The organism is Kocuria rosea, from assembly GCF_006094695.1.
Taxonomy (GTDB): Bacteria; Actinomycetota; Actinomycetes; order Actinomycetales; family Micrococcaceae; genus Kocuria; species Kocuria rosea.
On record NZ_CP035103.1, the window covers coordinates 1717697 to 1730160 of the forward strand.

General features: G+C 73.8%; 8 protein-coding genes and 1 riboswitch. Of the genes, 7 read left to right on the forward strand and 1 reads right to left on the reverse strand.

The window, feature by feature from the left end:
• Positions 1 to 28 precede the first annotated feature (28 nt).
• The 5 genes from EQG70_RS07975 (at position 29) to ndk (ending at position 6795) form a co-directional block, all read left to right on the forward strand.
• A complete protein-coding gene (locus EQG70_RS07975) occupies positions 29 to 808 on the forward strand; it encodes an SDR family oxidoreductase (protein ID WP_017834589.1) in 780 nt (259 codons plus the stop codon).
• Positions 809 to 1097: 289 nt separating this feature from the next.
• Positions 1098 to 4466 carry an isoleucine--tRNA ligase gene (gene ileS, locus EQG70_RS07980; protein ID WP_167508869.1) on the forward strand — a complete coding sequence of 1123 codons (3369 nt, stop codon included), beginning with the start codon at positions 1098 to 1100 and terminating at the stop codon, positions 4464 to 4466.
• Entirely contained in the window at positions 4463 to 5836 is a 1374-nt protein-coding gene (locus tag EQG70_RS07985) for a bifunctional folylpolyglutamate synthase/dihydrofolate synthase (protein ID WP_109267980.1), read from the forward strand. The genes ileS and EQG70_RS07985 overlap by 4 nt, the downstream gene beginning before the upstream one ends.
• A gap of 64 nt (positions 5837 to 5900) precedes the next feature.
• Positions 5901 to 6335, forward strand: a complete 435-nt coding sequence (locus EQG70_RS07990; protein WP_109267979.1) for a DUF4233 domain-containing protein — start codon at positions 5901 to 5903, stop codon at positions 6333 to 6335.
• A 43-nt stretch (positions 6336 to 6378) separates the two neighbouring features.
• Positions 6379 to 6795, forward strand: a complete 417-nt coding sequence (gene ndk, locus EQG70_RS07995) for a nucleoside-diphosphate kinase (RefSeq protein WP_017834593.1) — start codon at positions 6379 to 6381, stop codon at positions 6793 to 6795.
• A gap of 127 nt (positions 6796 to 6922) precedes the next feature.
• Here the strand turns inward: ndk and EQG70_RS08000 are convergent, their stop codons facing one another.
• Positions 6923 to 7555 (reverse strand): vitamin K epoxide reductase family protein, encoded by a 633-nt coding sequence (locus EQG70_RS08000; RefSeq protein WP_035930031.1) that lies wholly within the window; start codon positions 7553 to 7555, stop codon positions 6923 to 6925.
• A 427-nt stretch (positions 7556 to 7982) separates the two neighbouring features.
• On the opposite strand from EQG70_RS08000, the gene EQG70_RS08005 reads away from it, so the two are divergent.
• Both EQG70_RS08005 and EQG70_RS08010 read left to right on the forward strand, forming a co-directional pair.
• Complete coding sequence (locus EQG70_RS08005) at positions 7983 to 11369, forward strand: Rne/Rng family ribonuclease (RefSeq protein ID WP_232035288.1); 3387 nt, start codon at positions 7983 to 7985, stop codon at positions 11367 to 11369.
• A 193-nt stretch (positions 11370 to 11562) separates the two neighbouring features.
• Complete coding sequence (locus EQG70_RS08010) at positions 11563 to 12297, forward strand: nuclear transport factor 2 family protein (protein WP_109267978.1); 735 nt, start codon at positions 11563 to 11565, stop codon at positions 12295 to 12297.
• Positions 12298 to 12346: 49 nt separating this feature from the next.
• Positions 12347 to 12440, forward strand: a riboswitch (TPP riboswitch).
• Positions 12441 to 12464: the final 24 nt, after the last annotated feature.

Here is a 12464-nt window from a genome sequence, read left to right on the forward strand (position 1 = left end):
CGCCCGGCGCCCGGCTAGCGTGGGACCCATGACCGATCAGCAGAGCTCCACCACGCACACCGGCAGGGTCGCCGTCGTCACCGGCGCGTCGACCGGCATCGGGGAGGCCACCGCGCGCGAGCTGCGCCGGTCCGGCTGGACCGTCTACGCGGTGGCCCGCCGCGCCGAACGGCTCGAGGCCCTGGCCCGCGAGACGGGGGCCGTGCCCGCGCCGTGCGACATCACCTCGGACGCCGACGTCGAGGCCCTCCGGGACCAGGTGCTGGAGGAGCAGGGCCGCGTGGACGCGCTGCTCAACATCTCCGGCGGCGCCCGCGGCACGGACCGCGTGGCCGAGGCCAGCACCGAGGACTGGGAGTGGATGTACCAGGTCAACGTGCTCGGCACGATGCGCCTGACCCGCGCCTTCCTCCCGGCGCTGCGCGCCAACGGCGAGGGCACCGTCCTGAACCTCACGTCCCTCGCCGCGCACCGGGCCTACGAGGGCGGCGGCGGCTACAACGCCGCGAAGTTCGCCGAGCGGGCCATGACGGAGGCGCTGCGGCTCGAGGAGGCCGAGCACAACGTGCGTGTCGTCGAGATCGCCCCGGGCCTCGTGCACACCCCGGAGTTCTCCCTCAACCGTCTCGGCGGGGACCAGGAGGCCGCGGAGAAGGTCTACGCGGGCGTGGACAAGCCCCTCACCTCCGAGGACGTCGCCCAGGTGTGCGCCTTCGCGGTGAACCTGCCCCACCACGTGGACCTCGACACCGTGACCATCAAGCCGGTCGCCCAGGCGGCCCCGCACAAGCTGATCCGCGGCCGGTAGCCCTCCCGCGACCTCGGCGAAGTCGCCGGTGGGTTAAGATGGGGGCAGTCATCACGGCGTCGATCCGGCCATCACCGGGGAGTCTTCGGAAGAACAGGCCCGCCCCGCCCCGGGGCACGCCCCAGTAGAACCGAACGGGTAAGCCCGTCACAGCAGTCGACGAGCGGCGGCCCGCGTCCCCCAGGGGACCGGGGCGCAAGCGAGGTGGTACCGCGTTCCGCCCCGGGCGACCGGCCGGCAGCGTCCTTGCACCCTGACCCGCACGAGCAGCACCGACGTCAGAACGAGGATGGACCCCGTGTCAGACCAGCCCGTCTACCCCAAGGCGACCACCGACCCCGCGGCCCGGGGCGTGCCCGCGGCGCCCGCGTTCCCCGCCGTGGAGGAGCGCGTCCTCGCCTACTGGGCGCAGGACCGCACGTTCCAGGCCAGCGTGGACCAGCGCGACCCCGGCCGGGACGGCTCCAACGAGTTCGTCTTCTACGACGGCCCGCCCTTCGCCAACGGACTGCCGCACTACGGGCACCTCCTCACGGGCTACGTCAAGGACCTCGTGGCCCGGTACCAGACCCAGCGGGGACGCCGGGTGGAGCGCCGCTTCGGCTGGGACACCCACGGCCTGCCCGCCGAGCTCGAGGCGATGAAGCAGCTCGGGATGGCGGACAAGCAGGAGATCGAGCGGATGGGCGTCGCGGCGTTCAACGACGCCTGCCGGTCCTCCGTGATGAAGTACGCCTCCGAGTGGCAGGACTACGTCACCCGCCAGGCCCGGTGGGTCGACTTCGACAACGACTACAAGACCCTCAACCCGGACTACATGGAGTCCGTGATCGCCGCGTTCAAGGCGCTCGACGACAAGGGCCTCGTCTACTCCGGCTACCGCGTCCTCCCTTACTGCTGGAAGGACGAGACCCCGCTGTCCAACCACGAGCTGCGGATGGACGACGACGTCTACCAGGACCGCCAGGACCAGACGGTGACCGTCACCTTCCCCGTGCTCGACGACGCCTCCTGGGCGGTCCGGCCCGAACTGGCCGCCGAGCTCGCCGGGGTGGAGGCCCTCGCCTGGACCACCACGCCCTGGACGCTGCCGACCAACCAGGCGATCGCCGTGGGCCCCGAGATCGTCTACGCCGTGGTCCCCGGCGCCGGGGAGCTCGAGGGCCGGCGCTTCCTGGTCGCCGAGGAGCTGCTGGGCGCCTACGCGAAGGACCTCGGCTGGGGCGAGGCCGAGGACCCGGCGGCGGCCGCGGCCGCGGCCGTGACCGCCCGGCACCGCGGGGCCGACCTCGAGGGGCTGCGCTACCAGCGGCTGTGGGACTACTTCGCGGACGCCGAGCGCTTCGGCACGGGCACGTCCTGGCAGTTCGTCGTGGCCGACTACGTCACCACCACCGACGGCACCGGGCTCGTGCACCAGGCGCCCGCCTACGGCGAGGACGACCAGAACGTCTGCGCCCGCTACGACATCCCCGTGGTGCTCTCCCTCGACGAGTCCGGGGTGTTCTACCGGCTCTTCGAGGACGAGCGGCTCGCCCCCGGCGCGCCCCTGGCCGGGATCGCCGGGCGCAACGTCTTCGACAAGGACGTGGCCCGCACGGTGGTCCGGGACCTCAGGGCCCAGGGCCGGCTGGTCCGGGAGGCCAGCTACGAGCACCCGTACCCGCACTGCTGGCGCTGCCGGAACCCGCTCATCTACCGCGCGGTGTCCTCCTGGTTCGTGGAGGTCACCCGGATCAAGGAGCGGATGGTCGAGCTCAACCAGCAGATCACCTGGATCCCGGAGAAAGTCAAGGACGGCCAGTTCGGCAAGTGGCTGGAGAACGCCCGCGACTGGTCGATCTCCCGCAACCGGTACTGGGGCACGCCCATCCCGGTGTGGGAGTCCGACGACCCCGAGCACCCGCGCCGCGACGTCTACGGCTCCCTCGCCGAGCTGGAGGCCGACTTCGGCCGGCTGCCCGTCAACGACCGGGGCGAGGTCGACCTGCACCGGCCCTGGATCGACGAGCTGACCCGCCCGAACCCCGACGACCCGACGGGCGCCGCCACGATGCGCCGCGTGCCCGAGGTGCTGGACGTGTGGTTCGACTCCGGGTCGATGCCGTACGCCCAGGTGCACTACCCCATGGAGAACCGGGAGTGGTTCGAGACCCACAACCCCGGCGACTTCATCGTGGAGTACATCGGCCAGACCCGCGGCTGGTTCTACACGCTGCACATCCTGGCGACCGCGCTGTTCGACCGGCCCGCGTTCCGCAACGTCATCAGCCACGGCATCGTGCTGGGCTCGGACGGGCAGAAGATGTCGAAGTCCCTGCGCAACTACCCGGACGTCAACGAGGTCCTGGACCGGGACGGCGCGGACGCGATGCGCTGGTTCCTGATGTCCAGCCCCATCCTGCGCGGCGGGAACCTGGTGGTCACGGAGCAGAGCATCCGCGACGGCGTGCGCCAGATGATGCTGCCGCTGTGGAACGTCTACCACTTCTTCGGCCTCTACACGAACGCCGCGAACGGCGGCGCCGGCTACGAGGCCCGGACCCGCCACGACTCGGAGCACGTGATGGACCGCTTCGTGCTGGCCGCCACCGGCCGGCTCGTGACGGACGTCCAGGACGCCTTCGACCGCTACGACGTCTCCGGGGCCGCGGAGCGCCTGCGCTCCTACATGGACACCCTGACCAACTGGTACGTGCGCCGCTCCCGGGACCGGTTCTTCAACGAGGACACCGTCGCCTTCGACGTGCTGTACACCTGCCTGGAGACCGTCTGCCGGGTGGCCGCCCCGCTGCTGCCCCTGGTCGCGGAGGAGATCTGGCGCGGGCTGACCGCCGGGCGCTCCGTGCACCTGACCGACTGGCCGGACGCCTCGCTGTTCCCCGCCGAGGCCGACCTGGTGGCGCGCATGGAGACGACCCGCACGATCTGCTCCAACGGCTCCGCCCTGCGCAAGGCCCACCAGCTGCGCGTGCGCCAGCCGCTGGCCGGGATGACCGTGGTGGTGCCCGGGGGAGACGAGCTCGCGGGCACCTTCGAGCGCATCGTCGCGGACGAGCTGAACCTCAAGTCGGTGACCCTGCTCGACGCCGGCCAGGCCTCCGCGGAGCAGTTCGGCATCTCCCAGCAGCTCAAGGTCAACGCCCGCGCCGCGGGACCCCGCCTGGGCAAGGGCGTGCAGGCCGTGATCAAGGCCGCGAAGTCCGGGGACTGGAGCACGGCCGAGGACGGCACCGTCACCGCCGGCGGAACGGCGCTGCAGGAGGGCGAGTACGAGCTCGAGACCGTCGTGGCGCAGGACGCCGCGGCCGGGTCCCGCGCCGTGGCGGTCCTGCCCGGCGGCGGCTTCCTCGTCCTCGACACCGAGCTCACCCCCGAGCTCGAGGCCGAGGGCACCGCCCGGGACATGGTCCGGGCGATCCAGCAGGCCCGCAAGGACGCCGCCCTCCAGGTCTCCGACCGGATCCGCACCGTCGTCACCGCCGACGAGCGGACGGTCGCCGCCCTCGAGGCCAACCGCGGGCTCGTGGCCGGCGAGACGCTCTCCGCCGAGCTCGAGCTGCGCGTGGGCGAACCGGCCGTGGCCGTGTCCGTCTTGGGCGCCCCGACCGGGGCCTCCGCCGGCACCTCCGCCGGCACCGGGGCGGTGCGGGCGTGAGCGCCCCCTTCGCCGGGACCGGTGGGGCGGGGACCGTCGAGGAGGTCTACGCCCGGCTGCTCGAGCGCGCCCCCGAGAACCGGATGGCCCCGCGCCTGGACGCGATGCGCCGGACCATGGAGGTCCTGGGGGAGCCGCAGCGCGCCGCCCCGGTGATCCACCTGACCGGCACGAACGGCAAGACCTCGACCGCCCGGATGGTGGAGGCCCTGCTGCTCGCCCACGACCTGCGGGTGGGCCGCTACACCAGCCCCCACCTCTCCCGGGTCACCGAGCGGATCAGCGTGGACGGCGCGCCCGTCGACGACGAGACCTTCGTGCGCGTCTTCGGCGAGATCGCCCCGTACCTGGGCTTCGTGGACGCCGAGCTGGCCGAGCGGGGGGAGCCCCGGCTCAGCTACTTCGAGACCGTCACGGCGCTCGCGTTCGCGGTCTTCGCGGACGCGCCGGTCGACGTCGTCGTCCTCGAGGTGGGCATCGGCGGCTCCTGGGACGCCACGAACGTGGCGGACGCCGCGGTGTCCGTGGTGACCCCGATCGACCTCGACCACACGGACCTGCTCGGCGACACGCTCGGGGAGATCGCCGCCGAGAAGGCCGGGATCCTCAAGCCGGGCGGGTTCCTCGTCTCCGCCGCGCAGGACCCGGAGGCCGCCGAGGTGCTCCTAGCCCGGGCCCGGGAGCTCGGCGTCCCGTTCCGCTTCGGCGGCGTGGAGTTCGGCGTGGAGGCCCGCGCCACGGCCGTGGGCGGTCAGGTGCTCACGCTCCAGGGCCTGGCCGGGCGGTACCCCGAGGTCCTGCTGCCGCTGTTCGGCGCCCACCAGGCGGAGAACGCGGCCCTGGCCCTCGCCGCTGTGGAGGCCTTCCTGGGCGGCGGGGAGAAGGAGCTCAACCCCGAGCTGGTCCGCACCGGGCTGGGCGCCGTCGAGTCTCCGGGACGCCTGGAGCTGGCCCGCAAGGCGCCCCCGGTGGTCCTCGACGCCGCGCACAACCCGCACGGGCTCACGGCCGCGGCGGCCGCCCTCAAGGAGGCCTTCACGTTCGGGAAGCTCAACCTCGTGGTGGGGATGCTCCGGGAGAAGGATGCCGAGGCGATGCTGCGGGTCCTGCTCGACGAGTACGAGGAGTTCCACACCGAGTTCTGGTTCACCCGGTCCTCCTCGCCCCGGGCGGTCGACCCGCAGGAGCTCGTGGAGCTCGCCGTGGACCTCGGCTTCCCGGAGGACGTGGTCCACGCCGTCCCGCAGCTCGACGACGCGATGACCGAGGCCGTCCAGGACGCCGCCGCCCGCCCGGAGTTCGACGGCGCCGTGCTGGTCACTGGCTCGATCACCGTGGTCGGCGAGGCCCGCACGCTGCTGGGGCTGTGACCGTGCCCCGCGCCCCGCACCGACCGCACCCCCCGCAGGAGAGGACCCGTCCCACGTGGCACGCATGACCAGAGCCCAGCGCGACCGGCGCCCCGGGCAGCCCCGGCCGCGGCGCTCGATCCGCACGATGTTCGCCTCCTCGGTGCTGGTCATGGAGGCGTTCATCGCGTTCTTCGCGGCCCTCACCGCCTACGGGGTCCTCGGCCGGGAGCTCGGGGACGGGGGCCGGACGGCGATCCTGGCCGGCGGGACCGCGCTCGCGCTGCTCCTGGGGCTGGCCCCCGCCGTGCTGGGCCGGCCCTGGGGGTACACGGTCGGCTGGGTCCTGCAGGTCGTGTTCCTGGCCACCGGCTTCGTGCTGCCCACGATGTTCTTCGTGGGCGGGCTGTCCGTGCTCGCCTGGTGGTACGCCGTGCGCACCGGGGCGCGGCTGGACCGGGAGAACGCCGCCCGCGACGCCGCCCAGGCGCAGTGGGAGCGGGAGCACCCGGACGGCTAGGCTGGGCACCGACATCCTGGACCCGCACCTCGGAAGGACCCCCATGACCACGGAACGCACCCTCGTCCTCGTCAAGCCCGACGGCGTGGCCCGCGGCCTCACCGGCGAGGTGCTCGCCCGGATCGAGGCGAAGGGCTACCGCCTCGTCGACCTGCGCCTGCTGCACGCGGAGCGATCCGTGCTGGAGCAGCACTACGCCGAGCACCAGGGGAAGCCGTTCTACGAGCCGCTCGTCGAGTTCATGCTGAGCGGCCCGGTCGTGGCCGCCGTCGTCGAGGGCCACCGGGTGATCGAGGGCTTCCGGTCCCTGGCCGGGACCACCGAGCCGACCACCGCCGCGCCGGGCACGATCCGCGGCGACCTCGGCCGGGACTGGGGCGAGAAGGTGCAGCAGAACATCGTGCACGGCTCCGACTCCCCGGAGTCCGCCGAGCGTGAGATCGGCATCTGGTTCGCCTGAGCCCTGAGCCCTGAGCCCGCCGGACCCCGGTGCGCACCGACGACGACGGCCTCCGCCCAGCACGGGCGGAGGCCGTCGTCGTCGGTGCCGTGCCGCGTCCGGCGCAGCCGCACGGCACCGGGCGGGCTCAGGCCGGGAAGATGACCCCGGCGAAGCGGACCAGGACCGTCCCGAAGAGCAGCACGAGCAGGGCGGCGGAGACGAACCACGCCCACTGCTCGGCGCCGCGCGCCACGCCGGCCGGCGCCGGCAGCACCCCGCCGCGCAGGTTGCGGGTCGTGGTGTGCACCAGCAGGACGGTCTGCATCACCCACACGAGCATGCAGTACAGGCACAGGGCGTTGATCTCGAAGGTGGTCTGCCACCACAGCCACAGCACGAAGACCCAGCCGAGGGTCACCCCGATCTGCAGCCCCCACCAGTACCAGGCGGCGAACCGGGCGCCCGCCAGCACCGCGAGCGCCACGGCCACGACCACCGCGTAGGCGACGATGCCGATGAAGGGGTTGGGGAAGCCGAAGGCCTCCGCCTGGGGCGTGCGCATGACGGTGCCGCAGGACAGCCACGAGTTGATGTCGCAGCTGGTGCGGTGGCCGGCGTCGAGGAAGAGCTGGAGCCGCTCGTACACCAGCGTGGCGGCGCCGTAGAAGCCCAGGAGCCCGGTCACGAGGGCCACGAGGCCCCAGCGCCGGTCGGCGCGGGCGTCCGGGCCGCGGGACACGGCGGGGGAGTCGTCGAGGCGGGGCGGAGTGGAGGTCACACGCCGATCCTAGGCGATGCCCCCTGATGCTCCCCGGGGGCTCTCCCGGCCCCGTGCCCGCGGGTTGCGGGCCGTGACGGAGCCAATCCGGCCCGCACCGGGGCGTCTGTGAGATACTGGCCACGGTCGAGCCCGCCCGTACGCGGGATCTCGGCCCAGTCGGACTTCGACCCCAGGTCGGCAGGACCCGCGGCTCTCATCGGATTGAGCGCGTCCGCCGCCGGCCCAAGACCGTTGCCCTCGTGAGCAGCGGCTCGAAGCCCCGGACTGGCTCGCTGCCGTCCCCGCCCGTTCGCGAGGTGTGCGGGACGCGACGGGTACGCACAGGACTTCTGGCCGCCGCGTGGACCCCCACCGGCGATACGCCGACCAAGCAGCTGCGGGGACCGGGTACGGACGGCGTACCGCGGCAGGAGCACAGCTGTATATGGATGCCGAACAGGTGAACCAGGCCGGGGCGCAGGACGCCCTGGACGCTGGTCAGCAGAACACATCGCACGACGCCCGCCGGGACCTCCCGGAGGCGGAGGCAACGGTGCAGGACACCGCCCCCGAGGTCCCGGGCCACGTGCCCGAGGAGCCCTCGGAGGACGCGCCGGCCGTGCCGGACACCGCCCCCGAGGTCTCGGGCCACGTGCCCGAGGAGCCCTCGGAGGACGCGCGTCCCGCGCCGGACGCCGTCCCAGAGGCCGGGCCCGGCACGCCGGGCGAGGTTCCCGGCCAGCCGTCGGAGACCGCGCCGGCCACCGGCGACGCCGCGGGGACCGACACCCTCGACGTCGCGCCCGGGACCGCGGTCCCCGGCGACGAGCGCCCCGGTGCGGTGGCCGAGGAGGCCGCCGCGCCCGCGAACCCCGCGCCCGGCACGCCCGGCGCGGAGGAGGCCGCCGAGGGCGTCGAGCCCGCCGGCGAGACCGAGGACCTGGGTCCCGGGGCCCAGGCGCCGGCCGTCGACGCGCCGGCCGGAGCCGGGCAGGACCCCGCCCCGTCCGCCGAGGACGACGAGGCGGACACCGACGACGGCGGGGACACCGTTGACGAGGACACCGACGACGAGGACACCGACGACGACGGGGAGCCGCGCACGGCGCCGGCCGCCGCGGTGACGGCGACCTCGCTGATGTTCCACGCCCCGGACCTCGACGAGCTGCGCGAGGCCGCTCAGCAGCGCGCCGCCCGCCGCCGGGAGGCGCGGCGCCGCCAGCAGGAGGAGAACGCCTCCGCCGAGGACCCGGCCGACGGTCCCGAGGAGCCGGACACGGCGGAGCTCGCCGACGAGGGCGAGGAGGCCGGCCAGGGGACCGGCGGGAGCGCCACCAGCCGCCGCCGTCGGCGCCGCCGCCGCGGCGAGGTCGACATGGAGCTCGTGGGCGGCAGCGACGACGACCCGCCCAACACGGTGACCCGGGTCCGGGCGCCCCGCGCCGCGGAGACCGCCACGGTCGACGAGGTCGTGGCCGTGAAGGGCTCCACGCGGCTCGAGGCCAAGAAGCAGCGCCGGCGCGAGTCCCGCCAGACGGGCCGCCGCCGCCAGGTGATCACCGAGGCCGAGTTCCTGGCCCGCCGCGAGTCGGTCGAGCGGCAGATGCTGGTCCGGCAGAAGGACAACCGGATCCAGATCGGCGTCCTCGAGGACGGCGTCCTGGCCGAGCACTTCGTCTCGCACACCCAGCAGGACTCCCTGATCGGCAACGTCTACGTGGGCAAGGTGCAGAACGTGCTGCCGTCCATGGAGGCCGCGTTCATCGACATCGGCCGGGGCCGCAACGCCGTGCTCTACGCCGGCGAGGTCAACTGGGACGCGTCGCGGCTCGAGGGCGGGCCGCGCCGGATCGAGGTCGCGCTGAAGTCCGGGGACTCGGTCCTGGTGCAGGTCACCAAGGACCCGGTGGGGCACAAGGGCGCCCGGCTCACGAGCCAGATCTCCCTGCCCGGCCGGTACCTGGTCTACGTCCCGGGCGGGTCGATGACCGGGATCTCCCGGAAGCTGCCCGATGTGGAGCGCGCCCGGCTGAAGAAGATCCTCAAGGACCGTCTGCCGGACGGGGCGGGCGTCATCGTGCGCACCGCCGCCGAGGGGGCCTCCGAGCAGGAGCTCACCCACGACATCAACCGGCTGCGCGCCCAGTGGGAGCAGATCCAGGAGCGGGCCGGGTCGACCAGGACGCTCGCGCCCGAGATGCTCTACGCGGAGCCGGACCTCACGATCAAGACGGTGCGCGACGTCTTCAACGAGGACTTCACCACCATGGTCGTCCAGGGCGACGAGGCGTGGGACAACATCGAGGCGTACGTGACCTACGTCGCACCGGACCTGCTCGACCGGCTCAAGAAGTGGGACGAGGACGAGGACCTGTTCGTGAACTACCGCGTGGAGGAACAGATCCAGAAGGCACTCGAGCGCAAGGTCTTCCTGCCCTCGGGCGGCTCGCTCGTCATCGACCGCACCGAGGCGATGACGGTGGTCGACGTGAACACCGGCAAGTTCACCGGCTCCGGGGGCAACCTCGAGGAGACCGTCACCAAGAACAACCTGGAGGCGGCCGAGGAGATCGTCCGGCAGCTGCGGCTGCGGGACATCGGCGGGATCATTGTGATCGACTTCATCGACATGGTCCTCGAGTCCAACCGGGACCTCGTGCTGCGCCGGCTGGTGGAGTGCCTGGGCCGGGACCGCACCAAGCACCAGGTGGCGGAGGTGACCTCGCTGGGCCTCGTGCAGATGACCCGCAAGCGCATGGGCACCGGACTGCTGGAGGTGTTCTCCGAGCCGTGCGAGCACTGCGCCGGCCGCGGCGTGGTGGTCCACGACCACCCGCTCGAGGGCCGCTCCGGCGGCGCCACGAGCGAGTCCCGCGACCAGCGGCCGAACCGCACGGAGCGCAAGCGCGGCCGCGGGGGCCGCAACGAGCAGCAGCCCGCCCGGACGGAGCAGCGCTCCGCCGAGGCCGACCCCGCGGAGAAGGCCAAGGCCGAGGCCGCGCGGACGGCGTTCGCGACGATCGCCGCCGCCACCCACCACGAGGAGGCGGCCGCGGACGAGCCGGAGCGAGCCGAGGAGGCCGCCCAGCCTGCGGAGTCCCGGCCCGAGGGCTCGGGGCGCTCCCGGAAGAAGCGCCGCGGCAAGCGCAGCCGCGGCCGCGGCCAGGGCGGGGACACCGCCGCCGAGCAGCAGCCGGAGGAGGGGGAGGACACCGCCCCCGCCGCCCCGGAGCAGCTCCCCGCCGAGGGGGCGCCGGGCGAGCAGGGCTCGCGCCTGACCATCAACGGCGAGGTCATCGAGCTGCCGCAGGGCCACGCCGTGGTCGTCGAGCCCGCCGAGGCCCGGCCGCTGAGCCTGGACTCCCTCGCGGAGGTCTTCGGGCAGCGGGGACCGGACGCCGGCTCCGCCGCCCCGGAGGCCGCCGCCGAGGCGGTCACCGGTGCGGATGACGCCGCGGAGGGGGCCACCGCCGCGGCGGAGGCCCCGGCCCAGGAGAGCACGGCCCAGGAGAGCATGGCGCAGGAGAGCATGGCGCAGGAGCGCACGGAGCGGCAGGCGCCCGCTCCCGCCGCGGCGGTCGCCGCGGAGCAGGCGGACGTCGAGCCCGTGCGGCCCCGGCGGCGCTCCCGGCGGGCCTCGGCCCCGACGGCGCGGCCCGGCGAGGCCGAGGTGACCGCCGGCCGGGCGGCCGCCGCGGAGGGCGCCCGGCACGAGGCGAGGACCGTCGCCCAGCGCGCCCCGGAGGAGTCCTCCCGCCGGGCGCCGACCGTCGTCGGCGTCGGCGTCAAGGCCGAGGACCTCACCAGCGGCCGGCCCGCCGACCGGGGCTGACCCGCCCCGCCGAGCAGCACCACGGAGGACCCCGACCAGCACGGTCGGGGTCCTCCGTCGTCGCGGACCGTCACGGACCGTCCCGGCCTGCCCGCCCTCCGCGCGGCGGCGTACCGTGGTGCGCACCACAGCACACCCGGGGCCGCCGTCCCGTCCGCCGGGAGAGCGGCCGCCCGTTCCAGGGAGCATCGCCATGACCAGTGCAGACACCATCCGCACCACCGGCACGGAACTGTTCGTCCATCGGGATCCGTCGGCCGTGGACCGTCACTACACGGAGGACTTCGTCCAGCACTCGCCGCTCGCGCCGGACGGGCGCGAGGGTCTCAGGCAGTTCGTGCAGAGCATGCCCGAGGACTTCCGCGTGGACATGGTCCGGATGCTCGACGACCACGGGACGGTGGCCGTCCACTCGGTGTACGAAGGGCTCGGTCCGGAACCGCTGGTCGGCTTCGACGTCTTCCGGGTGGAGGACGGACGGATCGCCGAGCACTGGGACGTCCTCGAGCCCCTGCGCACGGGCCCCGACGGCGCCCGCCCCCAGCTCGACGGTCCCGTCGCGGTCACGGACCACGAGCGGACGCAGGGCAACAAGCGCATCGCCGCCGAGTGGGTCGAGGCCGCCCTCGTCGGGGGCGACCGCCACGCCGTCCAGGACCACATGAGCCCCCGGGGCTGCACCGAGCACACCGGCGGCACGCCGGACGGCCCGCAGCCCGCGTACCAGCGGCTGCGCCGCGTGGTCGGCGAGGGGAACTTCGTGCTGACCGTCGCGGAGGCCGTTCCCGGAGGGAGCCGCGACGGAGGATCCACCGGAACGGTCGCCTGCTACGACCTCTGGCGCCTCGACGACGGCCGGATCGTGGAGCACTGGGGCGTCGCGCAGCCGGTGCCCGAGCGGATGGCCCACGCCAACGGCATGTTCTGATCCCGTGCGGGGTCCGTGCCGACTCCCGCACGACGACTAGACTGGCAGGACACCAGACACGGGGTGCCGCACGAGCGGCTGAGAACACACCCGTCGAACCTGATCTAGCCAGTACTAGCGAAGGGATGTCGCAGATGCGCGATGCCGTACCCCCGTCCGACCGCACA

Excerpts from the sequence above, each read along its gene's own strand:
- EQG70_RS08005 (WP_232035288.1), top strand. The coding sequence starts at position 7,983 with ATGGATGCCGAACAGGTGAACCAGGCCGGGGCGCAGGACGCCCTGGAC.
- EQG70_RS07975 (WP_017834589.1), top strand. The coding sequence starts at position 29 with ATGACCGATCAGCAGAGCTCCACCACGCACACCGGCAGGGTCGCCGTC.
- ndk (WP_017834593.1), top strand. The coding sequence starts at position 6,379 with ATGACCACGGAACGCACCCTCGTCCTCGTCAAGCCCGACGGCGTGGCC.
- ileS (WP_167508869.1), top strand. The coding sequence starts at position 1,098 with ATGGACCCCGTGTCAGACCAGCCCGTCTACCCCAAGGCGACCACCGAC.
- EQG70_RS08010 (WP_109267978.1), top strand. The coding sequence starts at position 11,563 with ATGACCAGTGCAGACACCATCCGCACCACCGGCACGGAACTGTTCGTC.
- EQG70_RS07990 (WP_109267979.1), top strand. The coding sequence starts at position 5,901 with ATGACCAGAGCCCAGCGCGACCGGCGCCCCGGGCAGCCCCGGCCGCGG.